The 16,593-nt window shown below is 71.4% G+C and carries 17 protein-coding genes; 4 read left to right on the top strand and 13 right to left on the bottom strand.

Features of this window, described 5'->3' with window-relative positions; all coding sequences use genetic code 11:
- Window positions 1-18: 18 nt before the first annotated feature.
- Window positions 19-1,458, bottom strand: coding sequence for an NAD(P)H-hydrate dehydratase (locus ACERZO_RS46040; RefSeq protein ID WP_372672317.1), 1,440 nt, complete (start codon window positions 1,456-1,458; stop codon window positions 19-21).
- Between the two features lie 15 nt (window positions 1,459-1,473).
- A complete protein-coding gene (glmS, locus tag ACERZO_RS46035; RefSeq protein ID WP_372672316.1) occupies window positions 1,474-3,333 on the bottom strand; it encodes a glutamine--fructose-6-phosphate transaminase (isomerizing) in 1,860 nt (619 codons plus the stop codon).
- A gap of 396 nt (window positions 3,334-3,729) precedes the next feature.
- Between glmS and ACERZO_RS46030 the strand changes: the two genes are divergently transcribed.
- Window positions 3,730-4,554 (top strand): dienelactone hydrolase family protein, encoded by an 825-nt coding sequence (locus ACERZO_RS46030; protein ID WP_372672315.1) that lies wholly within the window; start codon window positions 3,730-3,732, stop codon window positions 4,552-4,554.
- A 7-nt stretch (window positions 4,555-4,561) separates the two neighbouring features.
- On the opposite strand, the gene ACERZO_RS46025 is transcribed toward ACERZO_RS46030, so the two are convergent.
- The 5 genes from ACERZO_RS46025 to ACERZO_RS46005 form a co-directional block, all read right to left on the bottom strand.
- Window positions 4,562-5,023, bottom strand: coding sequence for a hypothetical protein (locus ACERZO_RS46025; protein WP_372672314.1), 462 nt, complete (start codon window positions 5,021-5,023; stop codon window positions 4,562-4,564).
- A 20-nt stretch (window positions 5,024-5,043) separates the two neighbouring features.
- Window positions 5,044-7,596: a WXG100 family type VII secretion target gene (locus tag ACERZO_RS46020; protein ID WP_372672313.1), complete on the bottom strand. Its 2,553-nt coding sequence runs from the start codon at window positions 7,594-7,596 to the stop codon at window positions 5,044-5,046.
- Window positions 7,596-7,907, bottom strand: coding sequence for a hypothetical protein (locus ACERZO_RS46015; protein WP_372672312.1), 312 nt, complete (start codon window positions 7,905-7,907; stop codon window positions 7,596-7,598). Before ACERZO_RS46015 ends, ACERZO_RS46020 begins: the two co-directional genes overlap by 1 nt.
- Window positions 7,908-8,048: 141 nt before the next feature.
- On the bottom strand, window positions 8,049-8,309 hold the full coding sequence (locus ACERZO_RS46010) for an acyl carrier protein (RefSeq protein WP_372672311.1): 261 nt from the start codon (window positions 8,307-8,309) through the stop codon (window positions 8,049-8,051).
- On the bottom strand, window positions 8,302-9,846 hold the full coding sequence (locus ACERZO_RS46005; protein WP_372672310.1) for a fatty acyl-AMP ligase: 1,545 nt from the start codon (window positions 9,844-9,846) through the stop codon (window positions 8,302-8,304). The genes ACERZO_RS46010 and ACERZO_RS46005 overlap by 8 nt, the downstream gene beginning before the upstream one ends.
- Window positions 9,847-9,876: 30 nt before the next feature.
- Here ACERZO_RS46005 and ACERZO_RS46000 point away from each other — a divergent pair, with 30 nt between their 5' ends.
- Window positions 9,877-10,758 (top strand): cytochrome P450, encoded by an 882-nt coding sequence (locus ACERZO_RS46000; protein ID WP_372672309.1) that lies wholly within the window; start codon window positions 9,877-9,879, stop codon window positions 10,756-10,758.
- On the opposite strand, the gene glmM is transcribed toward ACERZO_RS46000, so the two are convergent.
- From glmM to rplM, 3 genes are all read right to left on the bottom strand, one after another.
- Window positions 10,744-12,078, bottom strand: a complete 1,335-nt coding sequence (glmM, locus tag ACERZO_RS45995; protein WP_372672308.1) for a phosphoglucosamine mutase — start codon at window positions 12,076-12,078, stop codon at window positions 10,744-10,746. The two genes, ACERZO_RS46000 and glmM, sit on opposite strands and share 15 nt — an antisense overlap.
- 200 nt (window positions 12,079-12,278) lie before the next feature.
- Window positions 12,279-12,800 carry a 30S ribosomal protein S9 gene (gene rpsI, locus ACERZO_RS45990; RefSeq protein WP_364284751.1) on the bottom strand — a complete coding sequence of 174 codons (522 nt, stop codon included), beginning with the start codon at window positions 12,798-12,800 and terminating at the stop codon, window positions 12,279-12,281.
- Window positions 12,801-12,814: 14 nt separating this feature from the next.
- Window positions 12,815-13,267, bottom strand: coding sequence for a 50S ribosomal protein L13 (gene rplM, locus ACERZO_RS45985; RefSeq protein WP_086679273.1), 453 nt, complete (start codon window positions 13,265-13,267; stop codon window positions 12,815-12,817).
- A gap of 262 nt (window positions 13,268-13,529) precedes the next feature.
- On the opposite strand from rplM, the gene ACERZO_RS45980 reads away from it, so the two are divergent.
- Together ACERZO_RS45980 and ACERZO_RS45975 are read left to right on the top strand one after the other, a co-directional pair.
- Window positions 13,530-14,423, top strand: coding sequence for a hypothetical protein (locus ACERZO_RS45980; RefSeq protein WP_372672307.1), 894 nt, complete (start codon window positions 13,530-13,532; stop codon window positions 14,421-14,423).
- A 29-nt stretch (window positions 14,424-14,452) separates the two neighbouring features.
- Window positions 14,453-15,151 carry a DUF4333 domain-containing protein gene (locus tag ACERZO_RS45975; protein ID WP_372672306.1) on the top strand — a complete coding sequence of 233 codons (699 nt, stop codon included), beginning with the start codon at window positions 14,453-14,455 and terminating at the stop codon, window positions 15,149-15,151.
- A gap of 146 nt (window positions 15,152-15,297) precedes the next feature.
- On the opposite strand, the gene ACERZO_RS45970 is transcribed toward ACERZO_RS45975, so the two are convergent.
- The 3 genes from ACERZO_RS45970 to ACERZO_RS45960 all read right to left on the bottom strand — a co-directional run bounded on the left by ACERZO_RS45970 (window position 15,298) and on the right by ACERZO_RS45960 (window position 16,577).
- Complete coding sequence (locus ACERZO_RS45970; RefSeq protein ID WP_372672305.1) at window positions 15,298-15,591, bottom strand: WXG100 family type VII secretion target; 294 nt, start codon at window positions 15,589-15,591, stop codon at window positions 15,298-15,300.
- Between the two features lie 60 nt (window positions 15,592-15,651).
- Entirely contained in the window at window positions 15,652-15,969 is a 318-nt protein-coding gene (locus tag ACERZO_RS45965; protein ID WP_372672304.1) for a WXG100 family type VII secretion target, read from the bottom strand.
- A 251-nt stretch (window positions 15,970-16,220) separates the two neighbouring features.
- Window positions 16,221-16,577, bottom strand: coding sequence for a hypothetical protein (locus ACERZO_RS45960; protein ID WP_372672303.1), 357 nt, complete (start codon window positions 16,575-16,577; stop codon window positions 16,221-16,223).
- Between the last annotated feature and the right edge of the window lie 16 nt (window positions 16,578-16,593).

Here is a 16,593-nt window from a genome sequence, read left to right as displayed (position 1 = left end):
AGAACTCGATAACTCTTCTCAGGACGTCAGAGAGCGGATCGCCCGGATGGCCTCGGGGATCGCGTGCACCAGGCCGGATGCCGACGTCGGCGCGTTCTGGGCCGCGATCGCCCCGGCCAGCGAGTGCACGTGGGCCGCCGCCGCGGCCGCCAGCCACGGGTCCAGCCCGGCCGCCAGCAGCGAGCCGACCAGGCCCGACAGGACGTCGCCCGAACCCGCCGTCGCCAGCCAGGCTCCGCGGGGCGTGTTCACCGCGACGCGGCCGTCCGGCGCCGCGATCACCGTGACGTGCCCCTTCAGCAGCACCACCGCGTCGTACTTCTTCGCCGCTTCGCGTGCCGCCGTCACGCGGTCCGCGCCCGGCTTCCGGCCCATCAACCGCTCGTACTCGCCCGCGTGCGGGGTCAGCACCAGCGGCGTGTCCGGGTCGCGCGCGTCCAGGACCTCCGGGGACTTCGCGATGATCGTCGTCGCGTCGGCGTCCGCGCACACCGGGACGCCCTGGCCCAGCACGTGCCGCAGGACGTCGCGGCCCTCCGAGCCCGTGCCGATGCCCGGGCCGACCGCCCACGCCTGGACGCGGCCCGCGTCCGCGACCGTGCCCGTCGCGATGATCTCCGGCCACTGCGCCCGGACGACGTCGGCCGCGTGGCCGGCGTACCGGACCATGCCCGCCGTCGCGCGGACCGCCGAGCCCGCCGCCAGCACCGCCGCGCCCGGGTACGTCGCCGAGCCCGCCGCGATGCCCACGACCCCCTGGCTGTACTTGTCGTCCTCCGGGCCGGGGATCGGCCAGGCCGCGGCGACGTCCACGATGTCGAGCCTGCGCAGGTCCGGTTCGGCCAGCTCGAGGCCGATGTCGACCAGCACGACCTCGCCGCACTGAGCGGGCGCGAGCGCGTGCACCGGCTTCAGCGCGCCGAAGGTGACGGTTTTGGCCGCCTTCACCGCGGGGCCGTCGACCGCGCCGGTGTCCGGGTCGACCCCGCTGGGCAGGTCGACCGCGACGATCGGTGCCTCGACCAGCTCGACGAGCCGGGCGGCGTCCGGGCGCAGGCCGCCTTTGCCGGAGATCCCGACGATGCCGTCGACCACGACGTCGGCGCGTTCGATCCACTGTGGACCGTCCGCGGCGGACACGACCCGGCCGGCGGCCCGCTTGAGCGCTTCCAGCCCCTTGGTGTGCGCCTTCTCGGGTTTGAGCAGGATCGCCGTGATGGCCACCCCACGGCGGCGCAGGAACGCGCCCGCCCACAAGGCGTCACCACCGTTGTCGCCCGAGCCGACGAGCAGCACGACCCGGCGGCCGGAAACGCCACCGGTGTGGTCGTCGAGGAAGTCCGCGATGTGCACCGCGAGCCCGAACGACGCCCGCCGCATCAGCTCGCCTTCCGGCGTGACGGCGAACGCCCTGGCCTCCGCCTCGCGAATCCGTTCCGTGGTCCAGATTCCCTGCACGGCGAAGGCCTCCCGCTACTCGACGGTGACGGACTTCGCCAGGTTACGCGGCTTGTCGACGTCGTACCCGCGGGCGCGGGCGATCTCCGCGGCGAGCACCTGCAGCGGCACCGTGGACACCAGCGGCTGCAGCAGCGTCGGCACCGCGGGGACCTCGATGAGCTCGTCGGCGAACGGCCGGACGGTCTCGTCGCCCTCTTCGGCGATCACGATCGTGCGGGCGCCGCGGGCCTGGATCTCGCTGATGTTCGACACGAGCTTCGAGTGCAGCACCGCGCGGCCCTTGGGCGACGGCATCACGACGACGACCGGCAGGCCGTCTTCGATCAGCGCGATCGGGCCGTGCTTGAGCTCGCCGGCCGCGAAGCCTTCGGCGTGCATGTACGCGAGTTCCTTGAGCTTCAGCGCGCCTTCGAGGGCGACCGGGAAGCCGACGTGCCGGCCGAGGAAGAGGACGGCCTTCGAGTCCGCGATCCGGCGGCCGAGGTCGCGCACCTGCTCCACAGTGGACAGTACCTTTTGGACGGCCGCGGGCATGGCCTCCAGCTCGGCGAACTCGCGGGCGACCTCGTCCGGGTACTTCGTGCCGCGGGCCTGCGCCAGCGCCAGGCCGACCAGGTAGTTGGCCGCGATCTGGGCGAGGAACGCCTTGGTCGAGGCGACGCCGATCTCGGGCCCCGCGTGGGTGTAGAGGACGGCGTCGGACTCACGCGGGATCTGCGCGCCGTTGGTGTTGCAGACGGCCAGGACGCGCGCCTTCTGCTCCCGCGCGTGCCGGACGGCTTCGAGCGTGTCCGCCGTCTCGCCGGACTGGGACACGGCGACGACCAGCGTGTCGCGGTCGAGGACCGGGTCGCGGTAGCGGAACTCCGAGGCCAGCTCGACCTCGACCGGCAGCCGCGTCCAGTGCTCGATGGCGTACTTCGCGACCAGGCCGGAGTGGTAGGCCGACCCGCAGGCGACGACGAAGACCTTGTCGACGTCGCGCAGGTCCTGGTCGGAGATGCGCTGCTCGTCGAGGATGATCCGGCCGGACTCGAAGTGGCCGCGCAGCGTGTTGGCCAGCGCCTCCGGCTGCTCCTCGATCTCCTTGAGCATGAAGTACTCGTGGCCGCCCTTTTCGGCGGCGGAGAGGTCCCAGTCGACGGTGAACGGCTTGGCCTGGGCGGCGTCGCCGTGGAAGTCGGTGACCTCGTAACCCTCGCGCGTGATGACGACGAGCTGGTCCTGGCCCAGTTCGACGGCCTCGCGGGTGTGCTCGATGAAGGCGGCGACGTCCGAGGCGACGAAGTGCTCGCCTTCCCCGACCCCGACGACCAGCGGCGACGACCGCCGCGCGGCGACGATGGTGTCCGGCTGGTCGGCGTGGGTGACGACGAGGGTGAAGGCGCCCTCGAGCCGCCGGCAGACGGCGGCGACGCTGGCGGCCAGGTCACCCTTGGTGTCGCCTTCGGTGTAGGCGCGGGCGACCAGGTGCGCGGCGGTCTCGCTGTCGGTGTCACTGGCCATCTCGACGCCGTCGGCTTCCAGCTCGGCGCGGAGGGTGGCGAAGTTTTCGATGATGCCGTTGTGCACGACGGCGACGCGCTGCGAGGCGTCCCGGTGCGGGTGCGAGTTGCGGTCGATCGGCGCGCCGTGGGTGGCCCAGCGGGTGTGGCCCATGCCGGCGGTGCCGGTGAAGCTTTCCCGGCCGACCTTGTCGAGCTCGGCTTCCAGGTTGGCGAGGCGCCCGGCCTTGCGCTCGACGGTCAGTTCGCCGCCGTCCAGGACGGCGATCCCGGCCGAGTCGTAACCGCGGTACTCCATGCGCCGGAGCCCGCCGAGGACGACGTCCAGAGCCGGGCGGTGCCCGACATATCCCACGATTCCACACACGCGCACCAGCCTAACGAGGGATATTCGGCGGGGTGATGGGGTCTGGAAAGGGTGTTTGACCTGCGGATATCGCTATCTCTGTGGTCCGGACCAATGCGTTGTCACCCACACGTGGTGTGCTTGGTGACCCGCCACCCCGGCGCCCGATTGTGACTACGGACGGCTTCGGATCGGGGTGGGGGGAGGGGGCTGGGTGGAGTGCCTGTTCTGCTCTCCGGCTGCCGGTTTCGTGCTCCCCGGAGCGGGGCGGCGGCGACCCCGGCCGGACGTCATGAACGAGTCGTTCAGCGCGCCCGATGACATGAACGAGTCGTTCATGAGCTCGCAGGCCGAGCCGCCCCTGCTCGTCGGTGCGGCGGGCGCGCCTCTCCATCTCTTGGGCGCTAGGGTTCCCGCATGGCCAGCAAGCCCAAGCAGCTGCTCGCGGAGTTGACGCACCCGGGTCCGCACGAGGTCCTGCGGGGCAACCTCGCCCTGGTCGGGCTGCCCGGCGTCGTCTACACACCACGCTCCGGGCTCGGGTTGCCCGCCCTTGCCTTCGGGCACGGGTGGCTGCAGCCGCCCGATCGGTACCGGCAGCTGCTGCACCACCTCGCCAGCTGGGGCATCGTCGCCGCCGCGCCGGCCACGCAAAAAGGGCCCCTGCCCTCGCACCGGTTGCTCGCCGCCGATCTGCTGACCACCCTCGACGTCGTCACCACCGTGCGGCTCGGGCCGGACGGCATCAGTGTCGACCCGGCCAAGCTCGGCCTCGCCGGGCACTCCACCGGGGGCGGCTCCGCCGTCCTCGCCGCGGCTCAGGACGCCCAGGCCGAACACCCCCGGATCAAGGCCGTCGCCACCATCACCGCCGCCCAGACGATGCCGCCCGCCACCGAGGCGGCCAAGGCCATCACCGTCCCCGGCCTGCACCTCGCCGCCGAAGAGGACCTCGTCGCCCCCAAGGTCGGGCACGCCGAGGCCATCACCGATGCCTGGGGCGGCGAAGACGTCCAGCTGCGCACCCTCGGCAAGGCGACCCACCTGGGCGTCACCGAGGGCAAGCACTGGTCGCAGCTGATCATGCACGGCAAGCCGCACCGCAAGACCCAGCAGCTCACGCGGGCCCTGTTCACCGCGTTCTTCCTCACCCACCTGACCGGTACCGACAAGTACCGGCCCCTCCTCGAAGCGGACGTCAAGCGCGCCCCCATCGAGCGCGAGGAAGAACCCGCGCACTGACGAGAAGTCAGACCAGCCAGCTGGTGCTGGAGAAGTCGTCCTCGTCGTCGGGCTGACGCGCGTGGCGGCCCCGCTTCGCCGGCTCCGGCGCCGGTGGCGCGGGAGGCTCCGGTGCGGGCGGTGCCGCCGCGGCCGGGACCGGCGTCCCGTAGCTCGGCGTCGGGTAGGGCGTGCGGCCGGTGTCGGCCTCCTCGTCCTCGACGCCGAACTCCATCAGCGACTCGCGGCCCTTGTCGGCCAGCGTCTTCTCCGTCGCCCAGCCCCCCGCGCTCTGCTTGCGCTTGTTGAGCTCGTCCATGTGCTCGGCGTACTTCTGCGCGGCCGCCAGCTCGTTCTTCAGCCCCTCGCGGGCCTGCGTCTCGGCTTCGGCGACGCGGCGCTCGCGCAGCCCGCGCTGCTCGTCCTGCTCTCGCGCCGCGGCGTCCATCGTCGAGATCGCCGCGCGGTACCGGTCTTCGGCGCTGGTCATCGCCCCTCCTCAGGCCTTGGTCACCGGTCGTACCGGATCGAACGGTCACCCTCGTCGTCGAGCGAGCCGCTGATCCGGCCCTTGGCGCCGCTCGTTTCGAAGACGCCGCCCTCGATGCGGTACTGGCTTGGCCCGCGCTGCTGGTCGCCACCGCCACCACCCGGCGCGCCGCCCATGCCGCCGCCCATCATGCCCATGCCCCCCATGCCGGACATCCCGCTCATGCCGCCCGACGAGCTCGCGGCCGCGGCGTGCGCGCCCGGGTCGACCGGGGTCGCGCCGAGCCCGCCGCCGTCGGACATCGGGAGCGACGTGTCGCTGCCCGTCTGCGCGCCCGGGTCGAGCGACACCGCGCCGGCGAAGTCGGCGGACCCGCCGCCGGTGACGGCGGACCCGAAGTCGCTCGCCCCCGCCGTGGTCGTCGCGTCGCCGCCACCACCGCCGGCCACCCCGGAGTCGCCGCCGCCGGCACCCGCGTCGGCCGTGGCCACCGCCGGCTCCGCGCCGACGCTGCCGCCGAAGTCACCGGAGAAGTCCTGGCCGCCCGGGGCGACGAACCCGCCCTCGCTCGACGCGCCCCGAGTGAAGCCCGGGTCGGGGTTGTCCGGCGCCGGGTCCTTCGTCAGGGCCGACTCGGCGCCCGGGTCGTGCTTGATGTCCGCGCCGACGGCGCCCGGCTTGCCGGTGTCGGTCGCGGCAGCGGGGTCGGTCTTGAGGTCGCTCGCCTTGGGGTCGTCCTTCTCGTCGAGCGTGTACGTCGTCGGCTCGCCCTTGCCGTCGTCGACGGTCACGATCGTCGGGCCGTCCGGCCCCTCCGGCCGCTCGGCCGTGATCTTGAGGTTGCCGTCCTGGATGTGGATCTTGCCGTCCGGGCCAGGCTTGTAGCTGCCGTCGGCGGAGGGCTGCCCCTCCTTCACGGCCTGCGAGCCCTGCGGCCCGAAGCTGCCGTCCTTGGCGCCGTCCTTGCCGTCCTTGCCCGCCTCGGCCTTGTCGTCGTCACCCCAGTCGAGGTGGTAGTCCTTCTTGTGGCCGTGGCCGTCGTCCACGGAGATGTCCTGCTTGCCCTCCTTGTCGGGCTCGGACATCTCGATCGTGTTGTCGCCCTTCTTGACCGACACCGTGTCGGTGTCGTCCATGTCCTTGATGGCCTCGCCGGTCGTCGGGTCGATCGGGTACGGCTTCCCGGTGTCCGGGTCCATCTCGAGCGGCTTGCCGGTGATCGGGTTCTTGCCGTCCTCGGGCTTCGCCGGGTCCTCGGTCTTGGGCGGCTCGGTCGCCGACGGCGTCGTGCTGCCCCCGCCGCCCGTGCTGCCGCCGCCACCCGTCGACCCGCCACCGCCGGTGGAGCCGCCGCCCCCGTTGTCGCCGCCGCCGGTGTTGCCGCGGTGCGTGTCGCCGCCGCCGTCGTCGCCGCCCTTGCCGGGGTCGCTCTTGGCCTCGGTCAGCTGGTTGCGGTAGCCGTCCATGAACCGCGCGAGCGCGCCCCACTGCTGGTCGATCGTGTCCTTGGCGGACTTGCAGGAACCGTTGAAGGCGTTGATCAGGCCCTGGTACTCGGTCGTGAACGCGCCGTCGCGCCAGTAGCGGCAGACGTTGCGGCCGTACTCCTTGTTCTCGTCGTTGAAGCCGCAGTCGTCGTTCTGCAGCCGCTCGGCGAGGTTGGTCTGGTTGCCGTTCTTCGCGTTGACGGCGTCGACCCAGCCGGCGACCTTCATGAAGTCGTCGAACTCCTCGGTCTCGCCGTTGGCGATCTTGAGGACGTCGCGGGCCATGTTGATGTCGGCCTGGGCGATGGTCGTGCGGTGCAGCCCGAGGACCTCGTCGACCTTCTTCTTGACGGCGTCGAAGACGTGCGTGACGGTCTGCGGGATCAGCTTCGCGGCGCCGTCGATCTGCTTCGACAGCTCCTGGGCGTGCGGCTTGACCGTCTCGTCGTACTTGATCTCCGCCGCGTTCGCGCCCTTGCCCTTCCACTCCCCGAAGAGGGTCTGGAGCTCGGTGTCGCTCTTGCCCAGCGTGTCCTCGACGACCTTGTGCGCCTTGCTCAGGTCGTCGGCCTCGGTGAGGAACTTCTGGAACTGGATGCCGCGGTTCTCGTGGAACTTGTCCTTGATGTCCTTCTGCGAGTCGATGTGGCCCGACCCGCCCTTGATCTTGTTCCAGATCTCGTCGGTCCACAGGGCCAGGAAGTCGACCGTGATGTTGCCCTGGTCGAGCAGTTCGTCCGACGTCTTCGCGCCGACGCCCAGGGTGGGGGTCGCGATTCCGTCGAGATTCTTCTTCGCCTGGTTCTTGCGGTCGGTCTGGGCCTGCTGCTCCTTGTTCTTGGCCGCCCCGTCCTGCTGGGCTTCCTTGAGCGCGTTGTCGACGTCTTCGTCCGATCCGGACGGCGCGAGCGGGGTCGTCAGCCAGTTCCGGTCGGCATACCCGTCGACGTACTGCTTGGCGTACTTCTCTTCTTCTTCGTTGAAGTTCCAGGTCGCCTTGTCGTACGCCTCCATGAGCGCCGACTTCTTCTCCATGGAGACGTTGGGGTCGTCCAGGACCTTCTTGATTTCCGCCCAGTCGGCCATTACTTGCTCCCCGCCGCTTTCGCCTGCGCACTGGCGTCCTGCTCCTGCGCGCTGTACTTGGAGCCCGCGGTGCCGATCCCGGAACTGAGGTTCATCAGCGCGTTCGACAGCCCGGTCATGCCGGCGCCGATCTGGTCGATCCCGGACTTGTACTTGCCGAAGCTCTCCTGGTGGACGCGGCCGAAGTCCACGGCGGCGATTTCGGTCGGCGCGACCTTCGATGCTTCGGTTGCCGGGTCGTCGGCGGCGTCCGCCAGGCGAATCTGCGCCCGCGTCATCGCCTCCGAACTCGCTTCATAACCGTTTGGCATGGTCGCTGCCCCCTTCGATCCCACAGTCCTCGCTCGGTTTCCGGGACTGTGACGCGCCCGGCCGCCGTTCGGTGCCGTCGCAGATGCACACAGAGTCTAGCGTTCGGGCGAGCGGCCTACCTGGGCTTCGCCGAAGTGCACTCAGCCGGTGGGTCGCTGCGCGGCGACCGCTTCGGAGATCACTTCGGCGACACCGCGGACGTCCACCAGCCGGTCGAGCTCGTCCAGGTCCACCGACACGCCGTAGCGCACCTCGACCCGGGCGAGCAGCTGGACGCGCTGCCGGGACGTCATGCCGATGTCGTCGAACGGGGTCGTGTCGCCGAGCCGCTCCGGCGGGATCTCCAGCGCGGTGCAGACGATCTTGCGGATCTCGTCGGCGTAGGCGCCCGCGTCATCCATGGCGCCCATTCTCGCCCCACCACCGGTCGCGGGCCGCGGCGCGGGACACCTTGCCGCTGGAGGTCCGCGGCACCGCGCCCGGCGGGACCAGCCAGAGGGCGCGCAGCGGCAGGTCGTGGCCCGCGGACACGGCCCGCCGGACGGCCGTTTCGACGTCGGCGCCGGGCGCCGTGCAGCCGGCCACCACAGCGACGCCCTCGCCGCCGCCGTCCCGCACGGCGAACGCGGCGACGCGTGCCGCCCGGATGGCGGGGTGGGCGGCCTCGACGGTGGCCTCGATGTCCTGCGGGTGGTGGTTGCGGCCGTCGACGATGATCAGGTCCTTCAGCCGCCCGGTGACGTACAGCTGTCCATCGTGGACGAACCCGAGGTCGCCGGTGCGGAGCCAGCCGTCCGCGGTGAAGGTGTCCTCGCGAGCCGGCCGGCCCCAGTAGCCGTCGGCGACGTTCGGGCCGGCCACCTGGATCTCTTTGTCGACAATGCGGATCCGCTGCCCGTACGGCCGCCCCACCGAGACGCGCGGCTCGCCGTCGAACGCCGTGATCGTCGGCCCCTCGTCGCCCGCGCTCGCGACGAACACCGTCGCCTCGGCCAGGCCGTAGCACGGCTTCAGCGCGGTGCGCGGCAGCCCGAATCGCGCGAAGGCGTGGTGGAAGGCGTCGAGGCTTGCCGCGCGGATCGGCTCGCTGCCGTTGAGCACGGAGTTGACGTGCGAGAGGTCGACGTCCGCCAGTTCGCCCGCGGCCTCCGCGGTCAGGTCGAAGGCGAAGTTCGGGGCGGCGGTGATCGCCCCGGGGTGCTCGGCGAGCAGCCGGATCCAGCGCAGCGGGTCGCGGACGAACTCCATCGGCGTGAAGAACACCGAGTGCGCGCCCAGGAAGACGGGAGTGCCGATGAGCAGGACCAGGCCCATGTCGTGGAAAAACGGCACCCAGCCGGCCAGGTTGGTCGACGCGGTCGCGTGGTAGCACTCCGTGGTTTGCCAGCAGGCGGCCACCAGCGCGCGGTGCGAGATCACCGCGCCGGCCGGGCGGCTCGTCGAGCCCGACGTGTACTGCAGGTACGCCGGGTCGCTCATCGCCACGTCGGCGGGCGGCTCGGCGTCGTCGGGGTCGATGTCCTCGACGACCAGGGCGGTGACCGGCGGGAGCTTGTCCAGGAGGTCCTTCGAGGTCAGGCAGGCCGCCGGGGTGGCGTCGGCGAAGGCGGAGTCGATCCGCGCGCGGCCGGTCCGGCCGGTCGGGACGGACAGCGGCACCGCGATCCGCCCCGCGTAGAGCGTGCCGAGGAAGGCGACGACGTACCCGAGGTCCTGCCGGGCGACGATCGCCACCCGGTCACCGGGCCGTGTGCGGCGCCGCAGCTCCCGCGCGACCCCGCGGACGCGCGCGAGCACCTGCGGCCAGGTCAGGGTGTGGTCGGCGGGGCCGGGGAAGGTGCGGCACGTGAACGCGGGCCGGTCCGCGGCGGCGTTGCGGAGCAGGTAGTCCGTGAACGGGGTGGCCAGGACCTCTTCCGGGACGTCTGCGGGCGGCACGCGCCCATCCTGCCCTACCGTGTCGAACCGATGGACGACTTCGAGCGGCACGGGATCGGCGTGGTCTCCGGCCGCGACGCGTGCGCGCGGGCCCTGCGCTCCCCCGAGCTGACGTCGGATCCCGGCGGCGGCTCGCCGAGCGTGCTGCTGCGCGACGGCGACGGCCACACCCGGGTCCGCGGGGTGCTGCGGGAGATCATCGCCGGGCTGGAGCCCCTGCCGGCGCCGGTGCTCGCCGGGATCGAGGCCGTGGTGGCCGGGCTGGGTCCGTCGTTCGACCTCGTACGCGACTTCGCGCGGCCGGTGGCGGGGCTGGTGACGTCGGCGGTGCTCGGCGTCGACCTGGACGACGGCTTCCTGGACCGCCTGGAGGCGACGACGGCGAACCTCGACGTCTTCGGCGGCGCGGACCGGGTCGGCCAGGCGGCCGCGTTCCGGCTCGCGGTGCAGCTGAGCCGGACCCCGGCCGGGCCGGGCGGGCTGACGGCGTTGCGGGAGGCCCACGCGGCCGGCCGGCTCGACGAAGACGAGCTGGCGCTCAACGCCGTGGTGCTGGCGCACGCGGCGTACGAGAACTCGCTGAACTTCCTAGCTTGCGCGGGGTTGGAACTGGCGACTTCGGGGCCGCGGAGTGTGCGTGAGCTGGTGACGGCGGTCTGCCCGGCGCGGTACGTCCTGCGGTTCGGGCCGGACGGCCCGCTGGCGGTGTCCCTGGCCGACGGTCTCCCGTTCGGCCTGGGACGGCACGCCTGCCCGGGGTCGGGAGTCGCGCTGGCCGAGGGCGAGGCCGCGCTCACGGCGCTGGCCCAGCACCTCGACGGCGGTTGCGAAGTCGGCGAAGTGGTGTGGAAGACCCACCCGGTGTTCCACGGCCTGGCGAAGGCCGTGGTCACCCGGTCAGGAAACCGCTGAGACCACGCCGGCCAGGCGGTCGGCCGCGGCCTGGGCCGTCGACTGGGCCGGGGCCTCGACCATCACGCGGACCAGCTGCTCGGTGCCGGACGGGCGCAGCAGCACCCGGCCCTCCTCGCCGAGCTCGGCCTCGACCGCGCCGACGGCGTCGCGGACCTCGCTGGAGTCCGCCACCGCCGCCTTGTCCGCCACCGGGACGTTCACCAGCACCTGCGGCAGCCGGTTCATCACCGCGGCCAGGTCCGCCAGGGACTTGCCCGTCTCGGCGATGCGGCTCATCAGGCGCAGTGCCGTCAGCAGGCCGTCGCCCGTGGTCGCGTGGGCCGGCAGCACGACGTGGCCGGACTGCTCGCCACCGAGGGCGTAGCCGCTCGCGCGCAGCTCCTCGAGGACGTACCGGTCGCCCACCGCCGTCGTGACGACGTTCACGCCGTGGGCCTTCATCGCCAGGTGCAGGCCGAGGTTGCTCATCACGGTCGCGACCAGCGTGTCCTTGGTCAGCTCGCCGGACTCGGCCAGCGCGAGGGCCAGGACGGCCATGATCTGGTCGCCGTCCACGAGCTCGCCCGCGGAGTCGACGGCCACGCAGCGGTCGGCGTCGCCGTCGTGGGCGATCCCCAGGTCGGCGCCGTGCGCGACGACCGCCTCGCGCAGCTTTTCGGGGTGGTTCGAGCCGCAGTGGTCGTTGATGTTGATGCCGTCGGGCTCCGCGTGCAGCGCGACGACCTCGGCGCCGGCGCGGCGGTAGACCTCGGGGGCGGCGGCCGACGACGCGCCGTTCGCGCAGTCGACGACGACCTTCAGCCCGGCGAGCGAATGCGGCGTCGCGCCGAGCAGGTGGGTGGCGTAGCGGTCGAGGGCGTCGTCGACGTCGTGGACGCGGCCGACGCCGGCGCCGGTCGGGCGGACCTTGCCGTCCGCGAGGCCGGCTTCGATCTCGTCCTCGATGCCGTCGGGGAGCTTGTGCCCGCCCGCGGCGAAGAGCTTGATGCCGTTGTCGGGCATCGGGTTGTGCGACGCGGAGATCATCACGCCCAGGTCGGCCTCGAGCGAGCCGACCAGGTAGGCGACGGCGGGCGTCGGCAGCACGCCGACGCGCAGGACGTCGGCCCCGGCGGACGTGAGGCCCGCGACGACCGCGGCCTCGAGCATCTCACCGCTGGCGCGCGGGTCGCGGCCGACGACCGCGACCGGCCGGTGCGAGCGGTCGTGCGCGGCGAGCACGCGGGCGGCGCTGGCCGCCAGCGCGAGCGCGAGCTCCGGCGTCAGCTCGGCGTTGGCCAGGCCACGTACCCCGTCGGTACCGAACAGGCGTGCCATCGATGGACCTCCTCAGTGCGGTCACCAGTGAACCGCCACGACAACCTAGCGACCCTGACGGACCGCGGTGTTCCACCCCCGAGTGTCGCTCCCGGCAGGGGAAACGACACAGCCCCCGAAAGAAACAGGCCCCCAGAAAACACCGGAGCGCCCATCCGATGGACGGATGGGCGCTCCGGTGGGTTGCGCCAGGGGCGCGATCAGCGCTTGCTGTACTGCGGGGCCTTGCGGGCCTTCTTGAGGCCGTACTTCTTCCGCTCCGTGGCGCGCGCGTCACGGGTCAGGAAGCCGGCCTTCTTGAGGGCCGGGCGGTCGTCGGCGTCGACCTCGATGAGCGCACGGGCGATCGCCAGGCGCAGCGCGCCCGCCTGACCCGAGACGCCGCCACCGTGCAGGTTGGCGAAGATGTCGAACGAGTCCGGCTTCTCGACCAGGACCAGCGGGTCCTTGATGAGCTGCTGGTGCACCTTGTTCGGGAAGTACTCCTCGAGGGTGCGGCCGTTGAGCTTGAACTGACCGGTGCCCGGGACGACCCGCACGCGGACGACGGCTTCCTTGCGGCGGCCGACGGTCTGCGCGTTGCCGCCGGCGGCACGCGACGGGCGCGGCGCGGCGGCGGACTCGCTGGTGGCGACCGGGGTCTCGCTGGTCGCGACGGCGCCGGTCTCGGTCGCCTCGGTGGCCTCGACGACCTCGGGGGTCTCGGTCTCGGTGCTGGTCACAGACTGTTCCTCACTCACTGCGCGACCTGCGCGATCTTGGTGATCTCGCGCGCCTGCGGCTGCTGCGCGGCGTGCGGGTGCTGCGGGCCGGCATACACCTTCAGCTTCTTCGCCTGGGCGCGGCCGAGCTTGTTCTTCGGCAGCATGCCCTTGACGACCTTCTCGACCAGGTGCTCGGGCTTGGTGTCGAGCAGCTCGCCGAACGAGCGCTTCCGCAGACCGCCCGGGTAACCGCTGTGCCGGTAGGCGAACTTCTGCTCGCGCTTGTTTCCGGTGAGCGCGACCTTCTCGGCGTTGACGATGATGACGAAGTCACCGGTGTCCACGTGCGGGGCGTAGGTCGGCTTGTGCTTGCCGCGCAGCAGCGTGGCGACCTCGGTCGCCAGCCTTCCGAGCACGACATCCTCGGCGTCGATCACGTGCCAGGCACGAGTGAGATCGCCGGGCTTGGGGCTGTACGTGGGCAAGGGTCTACCTCGTCGTCAACATTGCGTGTGGGTTCTGTGCGGGCCTAGCGCTTACGCGCCGCAGCGCACAACGACATGTAAAGATACCCGCACGCCCACCGTACCCGTGCATCGGGGGTGGGTTGAAGCGCCCCCATCAGGCTCCGACCGGCCCGGGCGCAGCCGGACTCTACCCGGTTTTCCCGTCGAAGTGCCCGCACGCGTCGCCCCGACACGCGAGGATGAGACGATCCGGGCGGCACCATCCGAGCAGGGGACGCGCATGAGCAGACGACCGACGGCGATCTTCGTCCTGGGCGCCATCCTGGCCCTGGTCAGCGCCTGCGGCACGGCGAAGGCGGGCACCGCGCTGCCGAAGGGCGACGACGCGGCGGACTACGTCGGCGCCAAGTTCGAGCAGATCATCGGCAAGCTCGGCGACGCCATCACCGACACCCGGGACGTCACGAACTCGCTGGACGCCTACTTCAAGTTCGACGACAAGTGGATCCACAGCACCGTGACGTCGGCGCGCACCGGCAGCCCGGAGAGCCGGGCGGTGCGGCACCGGTCGCAGAAGAACCCGGACGAGATCATCGACACGTACACGCCCGCCGACGGCGCGGTCGAGTACACCTACCTCGGCCCGATGTACGTCCAGAAGGGCGTCTCGCCGACGGCGTGGGTGTCGATGCCGAAGCCGGAGGCCGGCCTGGTCCAGCCGTGCGTCTGGGGCGGGGTGCTGACCCCGTGCCGGATGGCGGACTCGACCGTGGACGCCTACAAGGCGGACAAGCGCGCGGTCCGCGGCGCGAAGAGCCTCGGGGACGGCAAGACCGCGCTGACGGTCAACGTGCCGTTCGGGATCTTCGTGAAGAACAAGGTCGAGATCCTGCCGCAGAGCCTGGTCGACCAGGTCGGGCCGGAGCTGAAGAAGGCCATGGTGCCGACCACGATCACGCTGAACCCCGACGGCAGCCTCGTTTCGTTCGTGATGGACGCCAAGTTCTCCGGCGACGGCCACAACCTGGAGCTCAAGTACGACTTCCGGTTCACCGGCAAGGCGAGCCCGCAGGACATGCCGAAGCTGCCGGACGCGGCGCAGATCACGGTGCTGCCCGACCGGGCCGCGATGAACGACTTCTACCGCCGGCTCGGCGAAGCGCAGGGCAGCTGACGCGTGGCCACGACCCGAGGTGATCTCCGATGACTCAGCCGCCCGGCCCCCAGCAGCAGCCGCAGTGGTGGCAGCCCCCGTCGAACCGGCCGGAGGGCGAGCAGCAGGCGACCGGCCCGCACGCCGGGCAGTGGCAGCAGAACGCCGACCCGGGCGCGGTTTCCGGTTCCTACACCGGCCAGTGGAACCCCGCGCAGCAGCAGGGCGGCGGTTCCGGGTCGTTTTCGGGACCGTGGCAGCCGGGACAGCCGACGAGCGGCCCGTGGCAGCCGCCGTCCCAGCCGACGCCGCAGCAGCCCGGCACGCCCGGTGGCGGGCAGCCGGCGCAGTTCCCGCAGCAGCAGTACGGCGGCGGGTTCCAGCCGGCGCAGTACGGCGGTCTGGGCGCGTTCTCGGTGGCGCCGGAGAAGAAGCCGAAGTCGAAGAAGCCGGCGCTGATCGCCGGCGCCGCGGTCCTGGTGCTCGCCGTCGGCGGCGGGCTGGCCTGGCTGCTGGGCGCGTTCCGCGGCGACGTGCTCGAGCAACAGTCCCTTGAGGACGGTGTGGTCAAGGTCCTCAACGAGAGCTACGGCGAGCCGGACGTGACGAACGCGCAGTGCCCGGCGAACGAAGCCGCCGAGAACGGCACGACGTTCGACTGCACGGTGAAGATCGGCGGCCAGGACAAGAAAGTCACCGTGCGGGTGCTCAACGACCGCCCCGAGTACGAAGTCGGCGCGCCGCACTGAGTTTTCCTTGCCGCGGATCGGCGAAGTGGCGGGCTGCCCCGAAAGTACGCCACGCGCCGCCGGGCCCGATCTCCCTTGCCGCGCAACAGAAAACGGCGGGCCCCGCACCGAAGTGCGGGCCCGCCGTGGTTTCCGGGACTACCGGCTCAGAACAGGCCTTCGACGGCGTTGTCCGTCGACTGGTAGCCGTCGGCGATCTGCGGCAGGGCGGCGGCGATCTGCGCCAGAACCTGCTTCAGGTCCTCGAACTTCTGGTCCCAGGTGCGCTGGGCCTGGTCGTAGGACTCCTTCGCGTTACCGGTCCAGGTGGTGACCAGCGGGTTGAGGTCGTCCTTCAGGCGGTCGAAAGCGGCCTGCAGTTCGCCACCGGTGGCCTTGCAGTCCTCGGCGGCCGCGTGGATGGTTGCGTAATTGACGACAATGCCGGCGCCATCAGGCATGATGTGCTCCTTCTGTGCTGAGAAAGTTCTGGTGCAGGAAAGGAAAGTTCAGGGACGAGCTCAGCCGAGCGCCTCGAAGCCCTTGTTCAGGGCCGCGATGGTCTCCTGCTGCTGCTGCTCGGAACGCTCGTACTTCGAACCGGCCTCGCGGAGCAGGTCGGCGATGCGCTGCAGCGCCTGGTTCATCTGACGGGCGTCGTCGTCGAACCGCATCATCACGTGGTCGAACGCCTTCTGCGCCTCGCCCTGCCAGCCGGCGCGGGTGGCCTCGATGCGGTCGCGCAGCGTCGCGAGGTTCTGGTCCATGCCGGTGCGGACCTCGGTCACGCGGCCTTCGGCATCGGTGAACTGTTGCGGTGTTCCCTGGAATCCACTCATGGTGGAACCCCCTTCGTAAGCGTGGTTGTCCGTACCGGGTCTTGTTCGTTGTACGGCCCTACGACGCAGACCCTGCCACGTCCGGTTCCCCCTTGTCGTGCTTTGCCCGCAAGTAGTTGCTTGCGTGAACGCTCCTCCCGGGAACCGATCGCGACGGGTATTGCGAGAACTCCCCGACTCGGCGACGAGTCACTCGAAAAAGCGTTCTCCACCAGCGGAGTTAGCACACGCACAGCAATCGGTGACGTGCCTCAGCCGTCGCGTTTCATGATTCGCATCTGGGAAAAGTCTTCGTCCTCGTCACCCGTTCGAGGGGCACGAGCGGTGGATTGCGAACGCGAAGGAACCGAATCGGCGGGATCGGGAACCGCCGGGACCGACAACCCGCGAGCGCGGCGGAACCGTTCGGCGGCGGCGCGCAGCGTTCCCGGCGTCGGGTCGCCCGACTTCGCGCCGCGGCCGCTGCGCTTCAGCAGTTCGACGTTTTCGCTGTGGTGCCGGTAGGTGCGTGCCTTCGCGGTGCCGGCGACGCGCCGGGCGTGCGTCACCGCGTCTTCGCCGGTGCGCCGGAAGGCCGCCGCGGCGCTGTCGAACTCTTCGGACGGCACCGGGTGCCCCCCTTTC

It is taken from the genome of Amycolatopsis kentuckyensis (assembly GCF_041679295.1).
In the GTDB taxonomy this organism is placed as follows: domain Bacteria; phylum Actinomycetota; class Actinomycetes; order Mycobacteriales; family Pseudonocardiaceae; genus Amycolatopsis; species Amycolatopsis kentuckyensis_A.
This window is presented reverse-complemented; position numbering and strand designations above follow the sequence as displayed.